Here is a 22,420-nt window from a genome sequence, read left to right as displayed (position 1 = left end):
TATGTATTTCGCACATCTACAGCAATAAAGCGTGTTGAGATAGGGTCTCCGTCATTGAGGTGGCGGCATGGGCTGACAGCTCTTGCCGCAACGTGAGCTTGCCTGCGTAGTCGGTAGCCAGTGACTGGAAAGGTTTGAACTCAAAAATGTCCACAAAAGAGAAGCCACTTATCGCGATTGTCGGGGCAACGAGCAAACAGGGGCGAAGCGTAGCCGCGACACTCCTTCGTAGCGAGCGTTTCCGTGTACGTGCTTTAACCCGGAAAAAAGATTCAACCGAGGCTTTAAGCCTGGAAAAACTCGGTGCCGAAATCGTGACAGTCCCTCTTGAACCTGGTTCTCAGAAGGATCTCATTGCTGCATTCAAGGGCGCGGATGGCGCATTTCTGATGACGCCACCCATCGCCCCGCCGCAGACAACCGAGGCTCCTCTCGGCCGTGAAATGGCGGATGCCACAGTTGAGGCAGGCGTCGGGCATATTGTGTTCAGCACCCTTGAGAATGTCGACAAGATCTCGGCCGGGACGAAGTATGCCCCGCACTTTACCGACAAAGCGTGCGTTGCAGACTACATTCGCGGCCTGCCGATCTCTCATTCCTTCATAATGCCGGCATTCTTTTACACAAACCTTCTCGAGTATTATGTGCCGCGCTTGGAGGGGGATACTCTGCTCTTGCCGGTTTATCTTCCTGAGGATTTCCGAGCGCCTTTTGTCGATCCGCTCACGGCGACAGGACCGGTTGTCCTCGAGATTTTTTCAAATCCCGGGCGTTACAATGGAAAGACTCTGCCGATCGTCGGCGATATCATTTCTCCGCGCGAGATGATCGAAACTTTTCAGCGCGTGACCGGCCTCAAGGCTGAGTATCGGAACGCGTTTACCAGGAATGGCCTTCTGCAATATTTTCCGGAGTTTGCCGCTAACGAACTTCTCGTGCGAGAGCTTCTAGGGATGGTCGAGTATGCTGTCGAATATGGTTATTTCGGCAAAGAGCATGATCTCGAATGGAGCCGTCGTCTGAACCCCGACACGCTCAACTGGGAGCAGTATCTGCGGACGACGGGGTGGCGTGGCCATAGGCGATCCTTCGGCCTCTAGTTCACGATGGCCGGATTCCCGGTAATTCAGAAACCTTGGCTACAAGAAAGTCGGCGAGAAGCCGGACGCGTGTAATGGCTGCGCGCTCTGGAACGATCAGCAAGCTCACCGGGACCGGTGGAGGACGATAGTCCCCAAGCACGATCTCGAGCTGACCGTCGTCCAGAAGATCGTGGACCAACCAGAGATGTGCAGGACCAATGCCGCGTCCGGCGGCAAAGGCTTGGCGCGCCGCAAGCCCGTGATCGACGCGCAATTTCCCACCGACTGGTATCATCAGGCTTGTGCCATCGTGAGAGAAAAGAATGATCTGATCGCTCCCCGCAACATTCGACATCACTACCGTTTCGAACCGTGACAGATCGGCTGGGTGCTCAGGCCGTCCGTGAACGGACAAATAATTCGGAGCACCCACCAGCAGCCGATGGCTTTCCCCGAGCGCATGAAGCTTCATCGAGCTGTCAGTGAGAGGCCCAAGACGGAGCGCAATGTCAACACCTTCGCGAACCAGATCGATGCGCTCGTCGGTCAGGTTGAGATCGATCCTGATGTCCGGATGCTTGTCCTGGAATTCAAAGATGAGGCGGGTGATGTGCATCACGCCGAGCGCTGCAGTACAGGAAAGCCGAACTGTACCCGCCGAAGCCTGACGGGCATTTCTTACCTCTTCGGCAGCCTGTTCGACCAGGCGCAATATCTGACGGCAATTCGTATAATAACGGCTACCTTCGTCCGTAAGAGTCACGCGACGTGTGGTTCGGCTGAGTAGAGATACACCGACCGCGTCCTCGAGTTCATTGAGGTGCCGTGTCACGGTCGATTGACCGATACCGAGTTCTCTTGCGACCATCGACAGGTTGCCGCGTTCGGCGACGCGAACAAAGGTGCGCATTCTGTCAAGAGACAGTCCCGCATTATCCATTTTTCAGCACAGCGATCCTCATTATGCCCCTATAGGGAATAATCTCGCCTGTGCCTAGTTCGAAGCGTAAAACCGCCTTCGAACACAGCCCGTTCACAGCTCTTCCACTCATCGCTCGATGAGCCGAGCGCCTCGCCGAAGTCTGGATATTGCGCCGGCATCGATGGCCCTTATCTGATCTGCGATATCCGATGATGCTTCCAACGCCTTCACTGTCGCGGGGTCGGCGGTCATGGGCGATCCGGCGAATGGAGGTTCAGGCGCATATTCCATCATCAGCTGGATTTTCCGCGCGACATCTTCACCTGCCAGTTTGGCGGCCATGACCAAGCCAAGATCGATACCTGCCGTGACGCCGCTACCGGTGGCTCGCGTCCGGTCAAACACGACCCGCCGATTTGCGGGAATTGCTCCGAAAGCTGAGAGCCTATGCAACGCCGTCCAGTGAGTGGTGCACTCGTAGCCCTGAAGCAGACCAGCGGCGGCAAGCACCAGCGTGCCTGTGCAGGCGGCCATCAAGAACTGACAGCCGGGCTCCTGGCGCTTTAGAAACGAGAGAAGACGTTCGTCCTGCATCGCATCGAGATGACCGGGCCCGCCCGGGACAACCACGATGTCGAGTTGACCGCATTCTTCAAGCAACATGCTTGGGACGATACTCAGTCCGCTCGCACTTCGAACGGGAGCGCGTCCCTCGGCCAGCAGATGGCAACGCGTATTCGGCAGCCGCGTCAGAACTTCCCAAGGTCCGGTCAAATCAAGCTGGGTCAGTCCGGCAAACAGGACAAAGCCGATCTCACGAGGGGGCGCGCTCACAGACATCGAAGCTTGCTCAACCAATTGACGGATAATATCGGTTTCGCGAGCATGCACATGAAGATGCCGGTGGACGCAACCGAAAAATCCACTGCCGCTCCAATCGCGAGTGATTGTTTATGGCAGGTTGGAAACCTACTTCGAGGTTCGGCTGCAGGCAGGCGCGCCTCCGGCAATCCGCTACTTTGCTCGATGCGAAGGACGCTGGACATCTCCTTGCCCAACAATGTGATCTTGAATTGTATATGGAAACATGCGCGACTGAATGATGACTCAGCCCTCATCGCCGAGGTGGGCAATTACAGATGTTTTTGGTTGTGCGGAGAGAGACGTGCGCCTCGCTTTTAACCTGATTTCGTTCGCTTTCTTTGCTTTATTGTCTTCGCAAGAAGCCCAGCTCTCCGGCCGATGGCAGCAGATTTCCTCCGACGCGGGATCATGCGCAGCTTGTTTTGTTGGGATCGTGAGGCAGGGCACAGTTCTTATCGTCAGCGCAAACAACGGTTGGTCTGCAACAGTACAAGCGGATCGAAACGGCCCTGCACACTTCGCCACCGGCCGGGGGCGGTGGAAAATGCGGCCCGGCACGATCTACAGCAACAAGGCTTTCGATGTTCTTTTCGCCCTTCGTGACGAGCAGCTGATGATGTTCATGGTCGTCGATCTCGGGAATGGTTCGAAACGGACCATTACAGCCGTTTTCGCCAGACCGGTCCCGAAACTCCCCGTGACCAGGGCCTAATGCACGTCTCCGGCCCCTCACCCGCGATAATTGAACAGCCATTTGATGAATGCGGCCGATATCGTCACGAAGGCCATCAGTCCCGCCCAGGTTTCCAGATAGAAGGGCGGCGGGGCCAGCAGCTTTCCTTCGATGTTGAAGTAACCCAGCGTCATCAGCGTTGCGCAGACGACGAACGCGAGCGTCGCCCAGATCCAGATATGCAGGTATGACATCCATCTCCTCCCTTTTGACGCGCCGTAAAATAAATCAACGGCGTCGCCAGGGAAGTCGTCCAATCGGAGTATGCTCTCAGGTCGAATGAGGGTGCTGAAGGCAGCCGGCATGGTGACGGCACTTGCTTGGCCCCAGTTCCATGCGTCCCTGCCCGGCCTACTCGAACCGGAACGCCAGCCGTCTGCCCGTCAGCCTCGCCAGCTGCTGCAGGCGGCCGTCCAGACGCTCGCCGGCGAAATCGCGGTAGGCGGAGGGCACGACGAATTCGAGATCAAGATCCGGTTCGAAGGACGGGCGGAAGGTCAGGTGGTGGACGAGACCCGGCATCGAGGCCGAGAAGAGGTAGACGACCCGGAGCAGACCGCCGAGCAGCTTTGCAAGATCGAGCAGGCGGGGCGTCGCGATCGTCGCCAGCGGGCCGGTGGCGCCGTCGTCGTGCAGGCCTTCGAAACGGTAGTAGTTTGCGAGCGCCAGATAGGCCCGGCCGGCATGGGTGATGCCGACGAAGGAGGAGTGCGCGATCAGGTTCAGCGCCTGCAGGCCACGATAATCCGGGTGGGCGCGCCAGCTGATATCGGCGAGCAGGCAGGCGGCCTGGCGATAGCGGCTTTCCTCTTCCGTCTCGACGATCCCGAAGGCCGGCACCATGCGGCCGGTCCATTCGGCAAGCTCGCGGGCGTGTTCGGGCGAACGGGCGCGCAGGATGGCCAGTTGGTCAGCGGCGACCAGCAGCGGGTCGCTTTCCCGCTCCTCGTCCGGCAGCCGCGAAAACAGATAACCTTCGCGAACGCCCTGGGCGGAAAAGCTCACCCTGGCCGGCTTCATGATGGCCAGCACTTCCTGCATGGCGATCGCGCCGAAGGGCAGCAGCGAACGGCGGTTTTTCGAAACCGCCTGCCAGGCGGGTTCCTTGCTATCCTTGGCGGCGATCACCTCGTCGAGGAATTTCTGCATCTCCTCAAGCGTAAGTTCGTAGCCCTGCATCATGTGCAGCGGATACTTGCTCATCTCCATGTGCAGTTTGGCGATGTTTCGCCAGGTGCCCCCGACCGCGTAGAAGGTGCGGCCCGCGCCGTTCTCCAGAAACCGCGCCGTGTTGACCTGCTTGCGGGCGAAGGCGCGCGCCTTGGAGAGCGAATTTCCGGAGGATTCCGACAGCCGCAGGCCCCCGAGCGGCAGGGTGATGCCCTTGCCGGATTCCTTGCCCTTGATATCGATCAGCTCCAGGGAGCCGCCCCCAAGGTCGCCGGCAATGCCGTCCGGATCATGAAAGCCGCTGATGACGCCGAGTGCCGAATAACGCGCCTCTTCCTCTCCCGACAGAAGCTGGATCTGCTGGCCGAGAATCTCCTCTGCCTGGCGGATGAAATCCGGGCCGTTCGACGCTTCGCGGGCGGCGGCGGTCGCCAGCACATAGACTTCGGTGGCGCGAGCCTGGGTGGAAAGCGCGCGAAAACGCTTCAGCGACGACAGGGCGCGCTCGACACCCTCGTCATCCATGCGCCCGTTCGAACCCAGCCCCTTGCCGAGGCCGCACAGCACCTTCTCGTTGAAGAGAACGGTCGGGGCACGGGACAGGCCTTCGTAGATGACGACGCGGACGGAGTTCGAGCCGATGTCGATAACGGAGACAGGAGCGACCCCCGGAAGGCGCCCCTGGGCTTCTGATCGTACCATAGTGCCTATTTCTTGCGTCCCGACACAAGGCCGGCGATGAGTTTCGGAGCGCTCGACTTCAGGGCTTCACCGCGCCCCGAGAGGCTCGGATTGGTCATGAAATAGTGCTGCGCGTTAAAAGGTTCCTCGCCCTTGCGCACTTCCATGCGCCGCGACGTGCCGTCGGCCAATATCTCGTAGCTCTGCTGGTTGTCAATCAGGTTGCCGAGCATGATCTGTGAAAGCACCTGCTCGTGCACGGTCGGGTTGAGGAGCGGCACCAGCGTTTCGACCCGGCGGTCGAGGTTGCGCGGCATCATGTCAGCCGAGCCGATATAGACCAGCGCCTTGTCGGACGGCAGGCCGAAACCGTTGCCGAAGCAGAAGATACGGCTGTGTTCCAGGAAGCGGCCGACGATCGACTTGACGCGGATATTGTCGGAGAGGCCGGCCACCCGCGGGCGCAGGCAGCAGATGCCGCGCACGACGAGATCGATGTCGACGCCCGCGCGGCTGGCGCGATAGAGCGCGTCGATGATCTCCGGATCGACCAGCGAGTTCATCTTCATCCAGATTGCCGCCGGCTTGCCTTCCTGGGCGTGGCAGATCTCCTCCTCGATATGGCGCAGGATGCGCGGCCGGAGCGTATAGGGCGAGACCGCCAGCTTCATGCTTTCGGCCGGCTCGCCGTAACCGGTGATGAAGTTGAAGATGTTCGCCATGTCGTGGGCGATCTTCGGGTTGCAGGTGAAGAAGGACAGGTCCGTATAGATCTTGGCGGTGATCGGGTGGTAGTTGCCGGTGCCGAGATGGCAATAGGTCCTGAGCTTGCCGTCCTCGCGGCGCACCACCATCGACATCTTGGCATGGGTCTTCAGTTCGATGAAACCGAAGACGACCTGCACGCCGGCGCGCTCCAGGTCTCGCGCCCAGCGGATGTTCGCCTCTTCGTCGAATCGGGCCTTGAGCTCGACCAGCGCCGTCACCGACTTGCCGGCCTCGGCCGCGTCGATCAGCGCTCGGACGATCGGGCTGTCGTTCGAGGTGCGGTAGAGCGTCTGCTTGATGGCGAGCACGTCCGGGTCGCGCGCCGCCTGCAGAAGGAACTGCACAACCACGTCAAAGGACTCATAAGGGTGATGGACCACCATGTCCTTTTCTCGGATGGCTGCAAGGCAGTCGCCGGCGTGTTCGCGAACCCGCTCGGGAAATCGGGCATTGTGGGTCTCGAAGCGCAGGTCGTCGCGTGGCGCCTTGGTGATCTCCGACAGGGTGTTGAGCGCCAGAAGGCCCGGCAGAACCGCGACGCGGTTTTCCGGCACGCCGAGTTCCTGCACCACGAACTGGCGGAGCGACGCCGGCATTTCCGAATCGGTCTCGATGCGGATGACCTTGCCGCGGCGGCGGCGCTTCAGCGCCGTCTCGAAGAAGCGCACCAGGTCTTCGGCCTCTTCCTCGACTTCGATATCGCTGTCTCGAATGATGCGGAACGTGCCGGCGCCCTTCACCTCGTAACCGGGGAAGAGCCGGTCGGTGAACATGCCGACCACATCTTCAAGGGTGATGTAGCGGATCGCCGAATTGAGGTCCGGCAGGCGGATGAAGCGGTCGAGTGTGGTCGGCAGGCGCAACAGGCCGGTCATCGGCTCCTTGCCGTGCTTGCTGTGCAGCTGCAGGCCCATCGAGAAGCCGAGATTCGGGATGAACGGGAACGGATGAGCCGGGTCGATCGACAGCGGCGTCAGGACCGGGAAAAGCTCGTCGTCGAAGGAGTTCGCCAGCCAGACGCTATCTTCGGCGGACAGCGCCGCGGGCCTGACGATCAGGATGTCTTCCTTGGCGAGATACTGCTGCAGCACGGCGAGCGAGGCCTGCTGCTCCATCTGCAGGTTGTCGATTTCCTGCAGGATATTATCGAGCTGTTCGGCCGGGGTCTTGCCGTCCGGGCTGCGGATGACGATGCCCTGGCGCACCTGGCCTTCGAGGCCGGCGACGCGCACCATGAAGAATTCATCGAGATTGGCCGCGGAGATCGACAGGAAGCGGACCCGCTCCAGAAGCGGATGGGCGGTATTCAGCGTTTCCTCAAGAACGCGGCGGTTGAATTGCAGCCAGGAGAATTCACGATTAATGAACCGGTCCGGACTGCTCATCAGGTCGAAGTCGGTATTGGCCGCTTCCAGACCAGGCTCGCGCGTTTCAGTCGTGATCGAATCCATCTCATCCATCCCATGCTACCCCCTAGGGCCGAATACAGTTTGACGAGGGAACTGTCACAGTCAATCGTCAGCGCCGGCACCGGTCCCGGAATTCCCAAAATCGTTCAGCACTTCCGCAGCCAGCGGACGCGTTATCTTCGTGCCGCGTGCCAGCGCCAGGCGGTCCAGCCGCTCGACGATCGTCTGCGCCGCACCGAGCGACCGCTCCATGCGGTTGACGATGTAGCCCACCAGTTTGTCGTCGATATAAAGCTGGCGGTCGGCGAACAGCTTGACGATCACCTGGGCCAGCAGGTCTTCATCCGGCTCGCCGATTTCCACGACGGTCGCCGCCTTCAGCCGGGATTTGAGGTCCGGCAGGGTGACGCCCCAGGAGACCGGCCACAGGCGCGAGGTCATCAGCAGGCTATGGCCGTTCTCGCGCACGCTGTTGATGACGTGGAAGAGTTCAGTCTCGTCGAATCCGCGGCGTTCGGCATCCTCGAACAGGACGGGACCCGCTGCAGCAATCGCCGCGGCATTCGAGCCGGCGACGGGATGGATCTCGGCCGCCCCCGCCTTTTCCCGCCAGATATGCGCCAGGTGCGACTTTCCCGACCCTACCGGGCCGGCCAGCACGACGACCGGCGACGGCCAGGCCGGCCATTCGTCGACGATCGCCACGGCCGCAGCCAGGCGTCCGGACACCAGGAGGTCGTCCCGGGTTCTCGCCGCATCATGAGTGAATTGCAGCGGCAGCTGCTCTTGTCTGCGCCGCTCGCGCTCGCTGGTCTCGGTCATTGGTCTTTCAAATGCTCTTCTGAGAGTCATTCGCTTGAGGATCATCCGGCGCTTGAGAATCATCCGGCGCGTGAGGATCATTCGGGGCGGTTATCTCTGCGCCGTTTTCGGCATGTTCCAGCACATGCGGCGGTTCGGCCTCTTCCCAGGGAAGAGCGGCCGCTCGGCCGTAATAGATGTCGCTGTCAAGATACCGCGACAGCACGAAACGGACAAGGACGCCGACAACGGCCGCAGCGGGCACCGCGATCAGCAGGCCGACGAAGCCGAATATGGCGCCGAAGGCGAAGAGCGCGAACATCAGCCAGACCGGATGCAGGCCGACACTTTCGCCGACCAGCTTCGGCTGCAGGATATTGCCCTCGACGAACTGGCCGACGAAGAAGACGCCGGCAACCGCCATGATCCACGGATAATCCGGCCAGAACTGGACCAGCGCCACGCCGACGGAGAGCACCAGGCCGATCAAGGAGCCTATATAAGGAACGAAACTGATCATGCCGGCGATGAAGCCGATCAGAAGCCCGAAATTCAGGCCGACAACGGACAAGCCGACCGCATAGAAGATGCCGAGGATGAGGCAGAGCGAGCCTTGGCCGCGAATGAAACCGGCGACCGACTCGTCCATTTCCCGGGCGATCTCGCGCACCGTCGCCACTTGGTCGCGCGGCACCCAGCTGTCCACTTTGGCGACCATCCGGTCCCAGTCGAGCAGGATGTAGAAGGCGACGACGGGCGTGACGATCAAAAGCGACACGACGTCGATGATTGCCTTGCCGGAATTCCAGATCTGGGTGAGCAGCGAACCGACGAAACCGGCGCCCTGGCTCAGCACTTCGGAGAAATTCTGCTTGACCGTCTCGATCTGGGCGCTGATCCAATGGGGCAGGAACGAACTTTCAGGGCTCGATATGATCTGCTGCAGCTGGGAAATATAGCCCGGCAGCGCGGCGGCGAACTCGGTGAACTGGTTGATGATGATCGGGATCACCAGCATCAGCGACAGCGCGAAGACCAGCACGAAACAGACGAGGATCACCACCGTCGCCATCAGCCGGCTCAAGCCCCGCCGTTCCAACCAGTCGGCCACCGGATCGAGGAAATAGGCGAGCGCCATGCCGGCCACGAAAGGCAGCAGGATCGAACGGAAGAACCAGAGAAACACCACGAAGACAATGAGAACGCCGACCCAGAAGAAGATGTAGCGCTTCAGGCTTGCGCCACTGATATGATATGCCATCGCCGCTTCCTCTGAATTGCCCGGGCGAAAAAGGGATAGGGAAGCCCGCAACCCAGGTCAAGGGTTTGGAAGCGGTGCAGCAAGACCTGTGAAAAGCCTTCGAAACCGCGTCCAACGCTTGCATCCGGCGCCATGTCGTGCAATTGCGGGCCGCTACAACGATCATTGGAGATGAACGATGAGCGAGGCGGGCAAGAACGGTCTCACCTATAGCGATGCCGGCGTCGATATCGACGCGGGCAACCTCATGGTCGAGAAGATCAAGCCGGCCGTGCGCTCGACCCGCCGGCCCGGCGCAGACGGCGAAATCGGCGGCTTCGGCGGCCTTTTCGATCTGAAGGCAGCGGGCTTCACCGATCCGATCCTCGTCGCCGCCAATGACGGCGTCGGTACCAAGCTGAAGATCGCCATCGACGCCGACTTCCACGACACGGTCGGCATCGACCTCGTCGCCATGTGCGTCAACGATCTGGTGGTCCAGGGCGCCGAGCCGCTGCTCTTCCTCGACTATTTCGCCACCGGTAAACTCGATCCGGACCAGGGCGCGGCAATCGTCTCCGGCATTGCCGCCGGCTGCCGCGAGGCGGGCTGCGCGCTGATCGGCGGCGAGACCGCCGAAATGCCCGGCATGTATTCCGACGGCGATTACGACCTGGCGGGTTTTGCAGTCGGCGCCGCCGAGCGTGGCCAGCTTCTGCCTGTCGGCGATATCGCGTCCGGCGACGTCATCCTCGGCCTCACCTCCTCCGGCGTTCATTCGAACGGCTTCTCTCTTGTCCGCAAGATCGTGACGCTTTCGGGCCTCGCCTGGGACGCGCCCGCCCCCTTCCGTGAGGGCATGACTCTGGGTGAGGCGCTTCTGACGCCGACCCGCATCTACGTGAAGCCGCTCCTGAAGGCGATCCGCGAGACCGGCGCACTCAAGGCGCTCGCCCACATTACGGGCGGTGGTTTTCCGGAAAACATCCCGCGCGTGCTGCCGAAAAACCTTGCGGCCGAAATCGATCTCGACTCCATCCCTGTCCCGCCGGTCTTCTCCTGGCTCGCCAAAACCGGCGGCGTCGAGGCGAAGGAAATGCTGCGCACCTTCAACTGCGGTATCGGCATGATCGTCGTGGTCGCGCCCGAGAACGCCCAGGCGGTCGCCGATATCCTGACCGGTGAGGGCGAGATCGTCGTGCCGCTCGGCCGCATGGTCGAGCGCGCCGAAGGCGGCACCGGCGTGATCTACCAGGGCACGCTCGGACTATGAGCGCACCGGCGGCAGAAACGGCGCGCAGAAAGCGCGTCGCCGTATTCATCTCCGGCGGCGGCTCCAACATGCTGGCGCTTGCCGATGCCTGCACCGCACCGGATTTTCCGGCGGAAATCGTCGCAGTCTTCTCCGACAAACCCTCGGCGGGCGGCATCGAGAAGGCGCAGGCGCGCGGCATCAAAACCTTCGTCTTCGAGCGCAAGGGTTTTGCCGGCAAGGCCGAACACGAGGCGGCGATCCTTGCGGCCCTCGACGAGGTCAAGCCGGACATCCTCTGCCTCGCCGGCTACATGCGGCTCTTCTCCGCCGAGTTCATCAGCCGATACGAAGGCAGCATCCTCAACATCCACCCTGCCCTTCTGCCGCTTTTCCCGGGCCTCCATACCCATGAACGCGCCATCCAGGCCGGCGTCAAGATCGCCGGTTGCACCGTGCATTTCGTGACCGAAGGCATGGACGAAGGCCCGATCGTCGCCCAGGGCGCCGTCCCGGTGCTTGCCGACGACACCCCCGAGACCCTGGCCGGCCGCGTGCTGACCGTCGAACACAAGCTCTATCCGCTGGCGCTGAAACTGCTGGCCGAAGGCAAGGTGCGGATGGAGGACGGTCGGGCGATCACCTCGCCCGGCACCGTGACCGGTATCGCGGATCAGCGGATCTTCTCGGCGGGTATCTGAACTTCAGGCCGCCAGCGCCCGGAGCGGGTGCAGCGTGCCGTCGCTATAGACGAAGCGGCCGGCGCGGAAGGTGGCTCGGATGCGGTGCACGTCGCCCTTTTCCACCACCACCAGATCGGCGCGCTGGCCGATGGCGATCTCGCCGCGGTCCGTCAGGCCGGCGGAACGGGCGGCATTGCCCGTCGCCATGGCGACGGCCGCCGGCAGGCCGCCTGCCGATACCTCTGCCAGCTTGAAGATGCCCGGCACGAAAGCGGCCGGATGGTAGTCGGCGGCAATCACCGTCAGCAGACCGGCCTTGGCGGCGTCAAGCGCGCTCAGATTGCCGGACATCGACTGGCCGCGCAGCGCGTTCGGCGCGCCCATCAGCGTCCAGAGTCCACGTCTGCGCGCCTCCTCGGCGGCCGGCAAGGTTACCGGGAACTCGCTGATCGTGACGCCGAGATCGAACATCTCGGCCACCTTTTCCACGCTGTCGTCGTCATGGGAAGCGAGCGACAGGCTGTGTTGCAAGGAGAGCGAAACGATTTCCTTCAGCTTCACGTCGATCTGTGGATCGTTGCGCATGGCAATGCGCTTCTGAACGATCTCGGCGGCCATTTCCTCGGAAATCGCCCGGCGTTCCGAGATGCTGGCGACGTAGGCTGCGATGTTGTTGTACTGGCCCTGGCCCGGCGTGTGGTCGGTCAGCGATACCATGTCGATTTCATCGGCCTTTAGCAGCCGTTCCAAAGCCGGCGCGGCGCCGACATTGGTGATCTCGTAGCGGGCGTGGACGCGGTGGTCGATCAGCAGGTTGTCGCGCAGGCGGTTGATGCCTTCGATGATGGCCGAGGTCGTTTCTAGCGAGCGGACATGGCCGTAGACGCTTTCGGTCGCGAAGGAAACAGCCGCATAGGCCGTGGTGACGCCGGCGGCGGCAAGCTTCTTGTCCAGTTCGTGGATGCCGAAATCGATCGGCATCTGGGCGTTCGGCCGCGGCGCGATCTCGCGCTCGATCATGTCGCCATGCAGATCGACGAAGCCCGGCATCAGCAGTCGCCCGCCGCCGTCGATCACGGCGCCGGCGACCGGTTCGGGGCGAATCTCGGCGATCACGCCATCTTCAATCCGCACAGAACCTGAGTTCACCACCTCGTTCGGCAGAACGAGGGTGAAATTGCCGAGCCACATGGCTTTCTCCTGACCATATAAGGATGATTATCAAGACGCAGCGCTTAGCCGCCATTCGTGACATTCATGTGAAATCCGGGCGGCTTAAGGTCAAGTCACATTCGCACGGCGTCTGAAACAACAGGCGAACGCGTCTATCGGGGCCTCAAGCATTGCGCGGCGGCACCGCCGGGACATCAGACGGTGAACGATGACCGGTTTATCACCGCCCATTGCAGCATCATGATTGTCTTCGCATCGATGATGTCGCCGTTGGCGATCATCGCGAAGGCCTCGTCGAGCGGCAGTTCGAGAACCTCGATATCCTCGTGCTCCTCGGCAAGCCCGCCGCCACCGTTCACCCGGTCGGAGAGATCGATCGGCGCGTGGAAGAAATGCACGAGTTCGGTAATTGCGCCGGGCGACATGAATGCCTTGAAGACAAACCGCACATCCCGCAGGCGGTAGCCGGTTTCCTCCATCGCTTCGCGCCGGATCGCCTCTTCCGGGTGGTCCTCGTCGAGCAACCCGGCCGGCACCTCGACCATCCATGCCGGCTTGCCGGTGAGGTAGGCGGGCAACCGAAACTGCTTCACCAGCACGACCATGTCGCGCCGGGCGTCGTAGAGAAGGATGCAGGCGGCCTCGGACTTATGGTAGATTTCGCGATGCAGGCGGTGCGTCTCGCCGCGGCGATCGGCGTAGTCAAGCTCGTAGCTCGAAAGCCGCGTCCAGCCGTCCGACAATATCTTCTCGCTGACGAGCTTCACCCGATCATCCTGCCCGGTCATGCAAAGTCCTTGCGAAGCCATACCTTGTTGTCGTGGAAGGCCGCGCCGCCATAGGGCGCCACGGCGTCGGCGCCGGTCAGCACGTTGATACCCTCGCCGTCGAGATGCTTGCGGTTTGGCCAAAGCCCCTCGGCGATCAGCACGCCCGGCCTTGCGCCGGCAACGATCTTCGCATGCAGGCGGATTTCGCCGCGGGTGTTGCCGAGCCGGACGATATCGCCGTCGACGATGCCGAGGCGCTCCGCATCGGTCGGCTCGATCATCACTTCCGGGCGCCCTTCCCGCTCGTAGGAGCTTTTCGTCTCGGTGAAGGAGGAATTGAGGAAGCTGCGGGCCGGCGATGTCGCCAGCCGGAAGGGATGCGCCTCGTCCGCCACCTCGATGACGTCAACTTGGTCGGGGAAGACCGGCAGTTCGGCGATCGGCCCAAGCGGCCCGACATTTTTCGGCGGCTTGTCCGGCGACGGGCCGTTCGCCCAGTCCGGCCTGAAGCGGAATTTGCCGTCGGGATAACCGAACCCCTTGATGTAATGGGCGGTTTCGAAATCCGGCTGCGCATCGATCCATTTGTCGCGCGCCAGATCCTCGTAGCCGCCCCAGTGGCTGGCCTTCAGAATGCGGTCGATATGCTGGCGTTCGTCGAGGCCGAAACCGGGGAAATGATCGACGCCAAGGCGCTTTGCCAGTTCCTCGATGACGAAGAGATTGGTGCGCACTGTCGACGGCGGTTCGACCAGCTTTGGCCCGAGCAGGATATGCTGCTGCCCACCGGCGCGGTAAAGATCGTCATGCTCGACGAACATCGTTGCCGGCAGGACGATATCGGCGACTTCGGCCGTATCGGTCATGAACTGCTCGTGCACCGCGACGAACAAGTCGTCGCGCAAGAAGCCCTGGCGGACGAGGCGCTGTTCCGGCGCAACGTTCATCGGATTGGTGTTCTGGATCAGCATGGCCGTCACCGGCCCACGGTCACGCAGCGCCTCGGCATCGCCGGTCAGCACCCGGCCGATCTGCGACTGGTCGAGCTGGCGGATATCCGGATCGGCATAGGCCGTGCCCATCAGTTCGGACTTGTTGAGTCGGAAAATTTCGCCGTTGTTGTGGAAGGCGCCGCCACCCTCGTATTGCCAGCAGCCCAGCACGGTCGCGATCGACAGCGCCGCATGCATGGCGACCGTGCCGTTGCGCTGGCGGGCAAACCCGTAACCGAGCCGGAAGAAGGTCTTTTGGGTCGTGCCGACGAGGCGGGCGAAGGTCTCGATCTCTTCCACCGACAGGCCGGTGATGGCGGAGGCCCATTCCGGCGTCTTCGCCTTCAGATGCGCTTCGAGGCCGGCCGGGTCGTCGGCATATTGGGCCATGTAGGCGCGGTCGGCATATCCGTCGCGAAAGGCGATGTGCATGACGGCGCAGGCGAGTGCTGCATCGGTTCCGGGGCGCACGGTCAACGCCATGTCCGCCTGTTTCATCGTCGGATTGTCGTAGATATCGATGACGACAATCCTGGCGCCGCGTTCCTTGCGGGCCTTCACCGCGTGGGTCATGACATTGACCTGGGTGGAGACGGCATTGGTGCCCCAGATCACCACGCAATCGGACTTCGCCATCTCGCGCGGATCGGGACCGCGCAGAGCGCCGGTGCCCATCACATAACCGGTCCAAGCCATGTTGGTGCAGATCGTGCCGAAGAAGCCGGAGTATTTTTTCGCATGCCGCAGCCGCTCGATCGAATCGCGCTGCACCTGGCCCATCGTGCCGGCATAGAAATAGGGCCAGATCGCCTCCGACCCGTGTTTCGCCTCGGCCTTGACGAAAGCGTCAGCGATCTCGTCGAGTGCGGCCTCCCACGAAACCTCCTGCCAGTTCCCCTCGCCCTTGGCGCCCAAGCGGCGCTTCGGGTGCATCAGCCGACCGGGGTGGTAGAGCCGCTCTGAGTATCGGGCGACCTTGGCGCAGATAACGCCGGCCGTATAGGTATTGTCGGCCGCGCCGCGCACGCGGCCGATACGGCCGTCGGCTGTGAGATCTATGTCCAGTGCGCAGGCCGACGGACAGTCGTGCGGACAGACGGTGTGTCCGACGGAATTGTGGCCGGACTTTTCTGGGGCGATTGGGGTTTTCGCGGTAATCGGGGTCGCAACGTTCATGGCTTTTCTATATTGCAAGCTGACGTCCGCAAAAAGCGTGATTTGCAGCGCATCAATTTAATTCAAGCGAGACACCAGCAACGATGAACTACCGGCACATCTATCACGCGGGCAATTTTGCCGATGTCCTCAAACACGCGATCCTGGCGCGGCTGATCCGCTATGCCCAGAACAAGGACAAGGCGTTTCGCATGCTGGATACCCATGCCGGCATCGGGCTTTACGACCTTTCCTCGGACGAGGCGCAGAAGACCGGCGAATGGCGCGACGGCATCGGCCGGCTAATGGAAGCGGAACTGCCGGCAAAGGTCGCAGACCTGCTGGAGCCTTATTTGACCGCAGTCAGGGAATTGAACCCGACCGGCGCGCTGAAACTTTATCCCGGCTCGCCGAAACTTGCCCGCATGCTGTTCCGCCCGCAGGACCGGTTGTCGGCGATGGAACTGCATCCGGAAGACTTCAATCGCCTGCACAACCTGTTCGAGGGCGATTTCCAGGTGCGCGCCACCGAACTCGACGGCTGGCTGGCGCTGGGCGCCCATCTGCCGCCGAAGGAAAAGCGCGGTATCGTGCTCGTCGATCCGCCTTTCGAGGAGGACGGCGAATACAGGCGGCTGGTGAAAGGCCTGTCGACCGGCTGGCGCCGCTTTCAGGGCGGCACCTTCTGCCTCTGGTATCCGATCAAGAAGGGCGCGCCCCTCAGGGCCTTCCACGACGAGCTGAAGGCGCTGGAAATCCCGAAAATGCTATGCGCCGAATTGACCGTCCAGAGCGACCGCGAGACGACCGGGCTGTCCGGCTCCGGCCTCATCATCGTCAACCCGCCCTTCACGCTGAAGGACGAGTTGCACGCGCTTCTGCCGACCTTGAAAACCATCCTGGCGCAGGACCGGTTCGCCTCGCAGCGCGCCTTCTGGCTGACCGGCGAGACCGTCGACAGCGACCTCGATTCGGAGTCTTGACCGGGCGAGGCTTCCCGCCCATGGTGCCGCGCATTGCAGGGGGCCGGCCGATGACCAACCGATTTATCGCTTTCCTTTTTCTCGCGCTTTTCGCATCCACTGCCTCCGCCCAGGAGCGCCGATCGGACAATCGGCAGGATCACGCAGGGCAGTTCGATTTCTACGTCCTGTCGCTTTCCTGGTCGCCGACCTTCTGTGCTTCGCAGAGTGGCGGCAAGAACGACCAGCAATGCAGCACGGACAAGGATTTCCGTTTCATCGTCCACGGGCTGTGGCCGCAATACGAAAAAGGCTATCCGGACTTCTGCGAAACGAAGGAACCGGGCCGCGTGCCGCAATCGCTCGGCCAGCCACTCTTCGACATCATGCCGTCGATGGGGCTGATCGGCCATCAGTGGCGCAAGCACGGAAGCTGCACCGGGCTCAGCCAGCGTGATTATTTCGGCAAGCTGCGCGAGGCCTTCTCGCGGGTCAAACTGCCCGCCGACCTGTCCCGCGGCGACTCGGCCGTGACGCTGTCGGCCGACCAGATCGAGGAAAAGTTCCTCGCTGCCAATCCGGGCATGAGCCGGCGCGGCATTTCGACGAGTTGCGAGGGCCGGCAGCTGGAGGAAGTGCGCATCTGCCTCAGCAAGGACCTGCAATTCCGCGATTGCGCCGAAGTCGATCGTGACGGCTGCCGGATCAGCCAGATCACCCTGCCGCCCGCAAGATGACATTTATCGAGAAGGACAAGACCATGAAGCTGCTGTATTCCCCGGCCTCGCCCTATTCGGCCAAGGTGCGCATGGCGGCGCGCCATCTCGGCATCGAGATCACTGAAGTGAAGACCGACACCAACGCGGCCCCGCCGGAGCTCGTGAGCAACAACCCCCTCGGCAAGATCCCGGTCCTGATCCGTGATGGCGAACCGCCGATCTACGACAGCATCGCGATCATGCATTGGCTCGATCGCCAGTCGGGCGGCAAGCTCTATCCGAAGAAGGACGCAAAGCGCACCGAGGCGGAAGTGCTGGAAGCGCTTTGCGACGGCATGATGGATTGCCTGCTGGCGATCGTCTACGAGCGTCGCTCGCGCGACGAGGACAAGGTCCACCAGCCGTGGATCGACAAACAGTGGGCCAAGGTGGTGCGCGGGCTCGATCACCTGGAAAATAACCTGCCGAAAACCGGCAAGAAACTGCATGGCGGCCATTTTGCGCTCGCCGCGTTGATCGGTTACCTCGATCTGCGCTTCAACGGCCAATGGGCCGCGGGCCGGCCGGAACTCGCCTCCTGGCCGGATATCTTTGCCAAGCGCTTCGCCTCCTACACCGCCATGAAATCGGCAGCCTGAAACAAAAAAAAGCCCGGACCGAAGCCCGGGCTTTCCCCAGCCTGTTAAGGCTATCGAACTTAGAACTTCACGCCGATACCGACCTTGACGCTGTGGTCGTCGAAGCCCTTCGAGACCGAACCGGAATCGAGCGAGTAGCTGTCCGAACCGTAATCGGTGTAGCGGTATTCGACACGAGCGGTGATGTTGTTGGTGACGAAAGCTTCGGCACCGGCACCGACCGTGTAACCCACACCGGTCTTGTTGTCGGACGAGGTCGCGTCGCGCAGTTCGTTGTCCTGCAGGGCGACACCGGCCGTACCGTAGATCAGGAAGGGGTTGAGGTCGTAGCCGACGCGGCCGCGAACCGAGCCGTTCCAGCCAGCCTTGCCTTCAAAGCCATCGTCCGTGGTGCTCTTCGTGCCGTTGTAACCGACGTCTGCTTCGACACCGTAAACGATCGAGCCGCTCTGGAAGTTATAGCCCGTATAAGCACCGCCGCCGAACTGGCCGTCGCGGTCGCCGCTACCGAAGCGACCCCAGTCATACTGACCATAACCACCGAGATAGAAACCCTGCCAGCTGGCAGCCGGGGCCGGCTCTTCGGTTGCAACCGGGGCCTGCGGAATTTGTTCGACGGCATCAGCGGCATTGGCCGCAGAGATGGCGATGAAGCTGACTGCCGAGGCCATCAGAGTTGCGATGAGAGTACGCATACATTTTCTCCTTTTACTGCTGCGCCGGGAATTCGCCGCGACAACATGGTTGGCGACACATTTGTTCCCTGCTCGCTGAAACGGAATGTGGAGGTCAATTGAGGAATAGAAAGAGCCGAAATGTGAATTGATTGTGGCACACAGAAGGCCAAACTTTGATGTTGCTGTATCGCAACACACGTTTGATTAACCTTAAGCAATGCTTACTTTAAATATAAAAATTTTTACATTTATAAATTACTTCTTAAATCCAAAGCACAACTCAGTCAATACACCTGCCAGCGCCAACCGGCGCGGGCGCCACTCGCCAAGTTCGACTTGTATTCGCAGCAAAACCGGATCGACCGCTTGTAGAAACAAAAAATTGATCAGAAACACGGACGTATTTCGCCTCTCCGCATGCGGGCGGCCGACGCCGACCGCCAGATTTCTGCCTTAAATATTCCACCGCGGGAACGGCCATTCCGGCCTTCGTCAAGAGCATGGGCGGAATTTTTGCCAGCGCTTTCAAAATCTGCCCCGAGACACTATTTCTCCGGCAGCGGCCTTTGTGCAGGGAATCGGGCCGCTTCAGCGCAATATTTTGACAAGCTGCCGTCGTCGGCACATGTCATGGACGCATGGTTCGAATCGGTGATGGCCGGATGCCGACATCCGGCGGAGACTAGGAATGAACGGAACGAAGCTGCCCGACGGCGGCGTTCTCTACGACGAGACGGAAGAAGAAGACGACGATGTGCTGGTGGCCGAGCCGGCCCAGGGTCCTGCTGCGTCGATTGACTGGAACGAAGGCTGGAAGAACGACAGCGGCCTGAAGGGCGCCGACCTGATCGCCGAATTCGTCAAGCACCTGCCGAACGCGCCGGGCGTCTACCGGATGTTCAACGATGCGCAGGACGTGCTTTACGTCGGCAAGGCGCGCAGCCTCAAGAAGCGCGTCGGCAACTATGCGCAGGGCCGCGTCCATTCCAACCGCATCGCCAAGATGGTGCGCGAAACCACCCATATGGAATTCGTCACGACGCGGACGGAGACCGAGGCGCTGCTGCTCGAGGCCAATCTCATCAAGCGCCTGCGGCCGCGCTTCAATGTTCTTCTGCGCGACGACAAATCCTTCCCCTATATCATGATCACCGGCGACCACCGGGCACCGGCGATCTTCAAGCATCGCGGTGCGCGGGCGCGCAAAGGCGATTATTTCGGCCCCTTCGCGTCGGCGGCCGCCGTCGGCCGCACCATCAATTCGCTGCAGCGCGCCTTCCTGCTGCGTACCTGCACCGATAGCGTCTTCGAGACCCGCACCCGTCCGTGCCTGCTGTTCCAGATCAAGCGCTGTTCAGGCCCCTGCACCCGCGAGATCAGCGACGAGGGGTATGCGGCGCTGGTGGGCGAAGCCAAGGATTTCCTTTCCGGCAAGAGCCAGAACGTCAAGTCGGCGATCGCCCGCCAGATGGCGGAAGCCTCCGAGGACCTGGATTTCGAGCGCGCCGCGATCTATCGCGACCGGCTGGCGGCGCTCAGTCACGTCCAGAGCCACCAGGGCATCAACCCGGCCGGCGTCGAGGAGGCGGATGTCTTTGCCATCTACAACGAGGGCGGCATGTCCTGCATCCAGGTGTTCTTCTTCAGGACCGGCCAGAACTGGGGCAACCGCGCCTATTTCCCGAAGGCCGATCCGCAGCTCTCCGGTGCGGAAGTGCTCAACGCCTTCCTCGCGCAGTTCTATGACGACAAGCCGGTGCCGAAACAGATCCTGCTGTCGGAAACCGTCGAGGAACAGGACCTGCTGGCGCTCGCCTTCTGCGAAAGGGCCGGCCACAAGGTGACGATCTCCGTGCCCCAACGTGGCGAGAAGAAGGACCTGACCGACCACGTGCTGGCCAATGCCCGCGAGGCGCATGGCCGCCGGCTTGCCGAGACCTCGTCGCAGGCGCGCCTGCTGCAGGGCCTGGCCGAGACCTTCGGCCTATCCTTCGTGCCGCGCCGGATCGAGATCTACGACAACTCGCACATCATGGGCACCAATGCTGTCGGCGGCATGGTCGTGGCGGGGCCGGAAGGCTTCGTGAAGAGCCAGTACCGGAAGTTCAACATCAAATCGACCGACATCACTCCCGGCGACGACTTCGGCATGATGCGGGAAGTGATGACCCGCCGCTTCTCGCGCCTCCTCAAGGAAGAGGGCATTCCGGACCGCACCGCCGTTGCCGGCGCCAGCGCCGAGGATGCGGCCGATGCCGCCTTCCCCGCCTGGCCGGACGTGATCCTGATCGACGGCGGCCAGGGGCAGATGAGCGCGGTACGTGCCATTCTCGACGAACTCGGCATTCGCGACGTGGTGACCGCGATCGGCGTCGCCAAGGGCGTCGACCGGGATGCCGGCCGCGAACGGTTCTTCGCCGACGGCCGATCCGATTTCTCGCTGCCGCCGCGCGATCCGGTCCTCTACTTCATCCAGCGCATGCGTGACGAGGCGCATCGTTTTGCGATCGGCTCGCACCGGGCAAGGCGCAAGAAGGAGATGGTCAAGAACCCGCTCGACGAGATTTCAGGGATCGGACCCGGCCGCAAGCGCAAGCTCCTGCAGCACTTCGGCACGGCGAAGGCGGTGTCGCGCGCCGGCCTGACCGACCTCATGGCAGTCGAGGGCATTTCCGAGGCTGTCGCCAAACAGATCTACAACCATTTCCACGAGAACCGGGCTGGCTAAATCGGCATGACGCCATCGGCTGCAAAAAAGCCGCGAAACCCTGTTGACGCCTTGGCCTCAACACATCAACTAGGAGCAAACATCCGGAAGGCTCCCCATGGCGTCGCGCGCATACAATATCCCCAATCTTCTGACCTACGCGCGCATCGTGGCCGTGCCGATCATCGTGGGCTGCTTCTTCATCGAAGGACAGCTTGAAAGCTCCGATGTGGCGCGCTGGACGGCGCTGGTTCTGTTCGCCGTCGCCTCGATCACCGACTATCTCGACGGGTATCTCGCCCGCATCTGGAACCAGACGTCGAATATCGGCCGCATGCTCGACCCGATCGCCGACAAGCTGCTGGTCGCCGCGGTGCTGTTGCTGCTCGCCGCCGACCAGACGATCGCCGGCTGGTCGCTCTGGGCGGCAATCACCATTCTCTGCCGCGAAATCCTGGTCTCGGGCCTGCGCGAATACCTGGCTGCGCTGAAGGTCTCCGTGCCGGTGACGCGCATCGCCAAGTGGAAGACGACGATCCAGATGGTGGCGATCGCCTTCCTGCTGGCAGGGCCAGCCGGCGACAAGATCGTGCCCTACACGACCCAGATGGGCATCGTGCTTCTCTGGCTCGCCGCGATCCTGACCTTCTATTCGGGCTATGACTATTTCAAGGCCGGCGTCAAACATCTGGTGGACGAAGAATGACCGTCAAACTCGTCTATTTCGCCTGGGTGCGCGAACGGATCGGCAGGCAAGAGGAAGACCTCGACCTGCCGGCAAGCGTCGTAACCGTTCGTGATTTGCTCGCCCATCTGACGACGCTCGGCGAGGAATATGAAAACGCGCTGCAATTCCCGAACGTCATCCGGGTGGCCATCAACCAGGAACATGCCGAACACGACGAACCGATCGCCGGCGCGCGGGAGATCGGCATCTTTCCACCGATGACGGGCGGGTGATAATGGCTGGGGCCGGCGCCAGTTGCAGAACATCCCACTTCTCCCCAGCGCGGAGAGGAAGG

The 22,420-nt window shown here is 61.7% G+C and carries 21 protein-coding genes; 10 read left to right on the top strand and 11 right to left on the bottom strand.

What is annotated here, in order from left to right; genetic code table 11:
- The first annotated feature begins 146 nt into the window (after positions 1-146).
- Positions 147-1,100: an NmrA/HSCARG family protein gene (locus RG540_RS05415; RefSeq protein ID WP_038585475.1), complete on the top strand. Its 954-nt coding sequence runs from the start codon at positions 147-149 to the stop codon at positions 1,098-1,100.
- Position 1,101: 1 nt separating this feature from the next.
- Here the strand turns inward: RG540_RS05415 and RG540_RS05410 are convergent, their stop codons facing one another.
- The gene (locus tag RG540_RS05410) at positions 1,102-2,022 is read right to left on the bottom strand and encodes a LysR family transcriptional regulator (protein ID WP_038585472.1); all 921 of its coding nucleotides are present in this window, start codon (positions 2,020-2,022) and stop codon (positions 1,102-1,104) included.
- A gap of 108 nt (positions 2,023-2,130) precedes the next feature.
- Positions 2,131-2,895 (bottom strand): DJ-1/PfpI family protein, encoded by a 765-nt coding sequence (locus RG540_RS05405; RefSeq protein ID WP_244446626.1) that lies wholly within the window; start codon positions 2,893-2,895, stop codon positions 2,131-2,133.
- Between the two features lie 274 nt (positions 2,896-3,169).
- Here RG540_RS05405 and RG540_RS32295 point away from each other — a divergent pair, with 274 nt between their 5' ends.
- A complete protein-coding gene (locus RG540_RS32295) occupies positions 3,170-3,580 on the top strand; it encodes a hypothetical protein (RefSeq protein ID WP_157884584.1) in 411 nt (136 codons plus the stop codon).
- Positions 3,581-3,597: 17 nt separating this feature from the next.
- On the opposite strand, the gene RG540_RS05400 is transcribed toward RG540_RS32295, so the two are convergent.
- The 5 genes from RG540_RS05400 to RG540_RS05380 form a co-directional block, all read right to left on the bottom strand.
- Positions 3,598-3,795 carry a hypothetical protein gene (locus tag RG540_RS05400; protein ID WP_038541799.1) on the bottom strand — a complete coding sequence of 66 codons (198 nt, stop codon included), beginning with the start codon at positions 3,793-3,795 and terminating at the stop codon, positions 3,598-3,600.
- A 157-nt stretch (positions 3,796-3,952) separates the two neighbouring features.
- Positions 3,953-5,473: an exopolyphosphatase gene (gene ppx, locus RG540_RS05395; protein WP_038585466.1), complete on the bottom strand. Its 1,521-nt coding sequence runs from the start codon at positions 5,471-5,473 to the stop codon at positions 3,953-3,955.
- 5 nt (positions 5,474-5,478) lie between these two features.
- Positions 5,479-7,671 (bottom strand): RNA degradosome polyphosphate kinase, encoded by a 2,193-nt coding sequence (locus RG540_RS05390; protein WP_038585463.1) that lies wholly within the window; start codon positions 7,669-7,671, stop codon positions 5,479-5,481.
- 60 nt (positions 7,672-7,731) lie between these two features.
- Positions 7,732-8,451, bottom strand: coding sequence for a DnaA regulatory inactivator HdaA (hdaA, locus tag RG540_RS05385; RefSeq protein WP_038585461.1), 720 nt, complete (start codon positions 8,449-8,451; stop codon positions 7,732-7,734).
- A 7-nt stretch (positions 8,452-8,458) separates the two neighbouring features.
- Complete coding sequence (locus RG540_RS05380) at positions 8,459-9,691, bottom strand: AI-2E family transporter (RefSeq protein WP_038585459.1); 1,233 nt, start codon at positions 9,689-9,691, stop codon at positions 8,459-8,461.
- 178 nt (positions 9,692-9,869) lie between these two features.
- Between RG540_RS05380 and purM the strand changes: the two genes are divergently transcribed.
- Positions 9,870-10,943 (top strand): phosphoribosylformylglycinamidine cyclo-ligase, encoded by a 1,074-nt coding sequence (gene purM, locus RG540_RS05375; protein ID WP_038585457.1) that lies wholly within the window; start codon positions 9,870-9,872, stop codon positions 10,941-10,943.
- Positions 10,940-11,623, top strand: coding sequence for a phosphoribosylglycinamide formyltransferase (gene purN / locus RG540_RS05370; RefSeq protein WP_038585455.1), 684 nt, complete (start codon positions 10,940-10,942; stop codon positions 11,621-11,623). Before purM ends, purN begins: the two co-directional genes overlap by 4 nt.
- Before the next feature lie 3 nt (positions 11,624-11,626).
- Here the strand turns inward: purN and RG540_RS05365 are convergent, their stop codons facing one another.
- The 3 genes from RG540_RS05365 to RG540_RS05355 all read right to left on the bottom strand — a co-directional run bounded on the left by RG540_RS05365 (position 11,627) and on the right by RG540_RS05355 (position 15,716).
- Complete coding sequence (locus RG540_RS05365) at positions 11,627-12,796, bottom strand: alpha-D-ribose 1-methylphosphonate 5-triphosphate diphosphatase (protein WP_038585451.1); 1,170 nt, start codon at positions 12,794-12,796, stop codon at positions 11,627-11,629.
- A gap of 176 nt (positions 12,797-12,972) precedes the next feature.
- On the bottom strand, positions 12,973-13,566 hold the full coding sequence (locus RG540_RS05360; protein WP_038585448.1) for an NUDIX domain-containing protein: 594 nt from the start codon (positions 13,564-13,566) through the stop codon (positions 12,973-12,975).
- Positions 13,563-15,716 (bottom strand): molybdopterin-containing oxidoreductase family protein, encoded by a 2,154-nt coding sequence (locus RG540_RS05355; protein ID WP_038585445.1) that lies wholly within the window; start codon positions 15,714-15,716, stop codon positions 13,563-13,565. The genes RG540_RS05360 and RG540_RS05355 overlap by 4 nt, the downstream gene beginning before the upstream one ends.
- Before the next feature lie 83 nt (positions 15,717-15,799).
- Here RG540_RS05355 and RG540_RS05350 point away from each other — a divergent pair, with 83 nt between their 5' ends.
- The 3 genes from RG540_RS05350 to RG540_RS05340 are packed head-to-tail and all read left to right on the top strand — an operon-like array spanning position 15,800 to position 18,014.
- Positions 15,800-16,678 carry a 23S rRNA (adenine(2030)-N(6))-methyltransferase RlmJ gene (locus RG540_RS05350; RefSeq protein WP_038585442.1) on the top strand — a complete coding sequence of 293 codons (879 nt, stop codon included), beginning with the start codon at positions 15,800-15,802 and terminating at the stop codon, positions 16,676-16,678.
- A gap of 50 nt (positions 16,679-16,728) precedes the next feature.
- The gene (locus RG540_RS05345; RefSeq protein ID WP_038593103.1) at positions 16,729-17,394 is read left to right on the top strand and encodes a ribonuclease T2 family protein; all 666 of its coding nucleotides are present in this window, start codon (positions 16,729-16,731) and stop codon (positions 17,392-17,394) included.
- Between the two features lie 23 nt (positions 17,395-17,417).
- Positions 17,418-18,014, top strand: a complete 597-nt coding sequence (locus RG540_RS05340) for a glutathione S-transferase (protein WP_038593100.1) — start codon at positions 17,418-17,420, stop codon at positions 18,012-18,014.
- A gap of 59 nt (positions 18,015-18,073) precedes the next feature.
- Here RG540_RS05340 and RG540_RS05335 read toward each other — a convergent pair whose 3' ends face one another.
- The gene (locus RG540_RS05335) at positions 18,074-18,709 is read right to left on the bottom strand and encodes an outer membrane protein (RefSeq protein ID WP_038585440.1); all 636 of its coding nucleotides are present in this window, start codon (positions 18,707-18,709) and stop codon (positions 18,074-18,076) included.
- A gap of 670 nt (positions 18,710-19,379) precedes the next feature.
- Here RG540_RS05335 and uvrC point away from each other — a divergent pair.
- From uvrC to moaD, 3 genes are all read left to right on the top strand, one after another.
- Positions 19,380-21,419 (top strand): excinuclease ABC subunit UvrC, encoded by a 2,040-nt coding sequence (uvrC, locus tag RG540_RS05330; RefSeq protein WP_038585437.1) that lies wholly within the window; start codon positions 19,380-19,382, stop codon positions 21,417-21,419.
- Between the two features lie 97 nt (positions 21,420-21,516).
- Positions 21,517-22,104: a CDP-diacylglycerol--glycerol-3-phosphate 3-phosphatidyltransferase gene (gene pgsA / locus RG540_RS05325; RefSeq protein ID WP_038585434.1), complete on the top strand. Its 588-nt coding sequence runs from the start codon at positions 21,517-21,519 to the stop codon at positions 22,102-22,104.
- A complete protein-coding gene (gene moaD, locus RG540_RS05320) occupies positions 22,101-22,358 on the top strand; it encodes a molybdopterin converting factor subunit 1 (RefSeq protein WP_038585430.1) in 258 nt (85 codons plus the stop codon). The genes pgsA and moaD overlap by 4 nt, the downstream gene beginning before the upstream one ends.
- The last annotated feature ends 62 nt before the right edge of the window (positions 22,359-22,420 follow it).

The organism is Neorhizobium galegae bv. orientalis str. HAMBI 540, from assembly GCF_000731315.1.
Classification (GTDB): Bacteria; Pseudomonadota; Alphaproteobacteria; order Rhizobiales; family Rhizobiaceae; genus Neorhizobium; species Neorhizobium galegae.
The sequence above is the reverse complement of the archived record's forward strand: the minus strand, read 5'-3'. Positions and strand labels throughout refer to the sequence as shown.

What these genes read in the sequence shown, in the direction of transcription:
- RG540_RS05415 (WP_038585475.1), top strand. Translation starts at nt 147, where the DNA reads ATGTCCACAAAAGAGAAGCCACTTATCGCGATTGTCGGGGCAACGAGC.
- RG540_RS05410 (WP_038585472.1), bottom strand. Translation starts at nt 2,022, where the DNA reads ATGGATAATGCGGGACTGTCTCTTGACAGAATGCGCACCTTTGTTCGC.
- RG540_RS05400 (WP_038541799.1), bottom strand. Translation starts at nt 3,795, where the DNA reads ATGTCATACCTGCATATCTGGATCTGGGCGACGCTCGCGTTCGTCGTC.
- ppx (WP_038585466.1), bottom strand. Translation starts at nt 5,473, where the DNA reads ATGGTACGATCAGAAGCCCAGGGGCGCCTTCCGGGGGTCGCTCCTGTC.
- RG540_RS05390 (WP_038585463.1), bottom strand. Translation starts at nt 7,671, where the DNA reads ATGGATTCGATCACGACTGAAACGCGCGAGCCTGGTCTGGAAGCGGCC.
- hdaA (WP_038585461.1), bottom strand. Translation starts at nt 8,451, where the DNA reads ATGACCGAGACCAGCGAGCGCGAGCGGCGCAGACAAGAGCAGCTGCCG.
- RG540_RS05380 (WP_038585459.1), bottom strand. Translation starts at nt 9,691, where the DNA reads ATGGCATATCATATCAGTGGCGCAAGCCTGAAGCGCTACATCTTCTTC.
- purM (WP_038585457.1), top strand. Translation starts at nt 9,870, where the DNA reads ATGAGCGAGGCGGGCAAGAACGGTCTCACCTATAGCGATGCCGGCGTC.
- purN (WP_038585455.1), top strand. Translation starts at nt 10,940, where the DNA reads ATGAGCGCACCGGCGGCAGAAACGGCGCGCAGAAAGCGCGTCGCCGTA.
- RG540_RS05365 (WP_038585451.1), bottom strand. Translation starts at nt 12,796, where the DNA reads ATGTGGCTCGGCAATTTCACCCTCGTTCTGCCGAACGAGGTGGTGAAC.
- RG540_RS05360 (WP_038585448.1), bottom strand. Translation starts at nt 13,566, where the DNA reads ATGACCGGGCAGGATGATCGGGTGAAGCTCGTCAGCGAGAAGATATTG.
- RG540_RS05355 (WP_038585445.1), bottom strand. Translation starts at nt 15,716, where the DNA reads ATGAACGTTGCGACCCCGATTACCGCGAAAACCCCAATCGCCCCAGAA.
- RG540_RS05350 (WP_038585442.1), top strand. Translation starts at nt 15,800, where the DNA reads ATGAACTACCGGCACATCTATCACGCGGGCAATTTTGCCGATGTCCTC.
- RG540_RS05345 (WP_038593103.1), top strand. Translation starts at nt 16,729, where the DNA reads ATGACCAACCGATTTATCGCTTTCCTTTTTCTCGCGCTTTTCGCATCC.
- RG540_RS05340 (WP_038593100.1), top strand. Translation starts at nt 17,418, where the DNA reads ATGAAGCTGCTGTATTCCCCGGCCTCGCCCTATTCGGCCAAGGTGCGC.
- RG540_RS05335 (WP_038585440.1), bottom strand. Translation starts at nt 18,709, where the DNA reads ATGCGTACTCTCATCGCAACTCTGATGGCCTCGGCAGTCAGCTTCATC.
- uvrC (WP_038585437.1), top strand. Translation starts at nt 19,380, where the DNA reads ATGAACGGAACGAAGCTGCCCGACGGCGGCGTTCTCTACGACGAGACG.
- pgsA (WP_038585434.1), top strand. Translation starts at nt 21,517, where the DNA reads ATGGCGTCGCGCGCATACAATATCCCCAATCTTCTGACCTACGCGCGC.
- moaD (WP_038585430.1), top strand. Translation starts at nt 22,101, where the DNA reads ATGACCGTCAAACTCGTCTATTTCGCCTGGGTGCGCGAACGGATCGGC.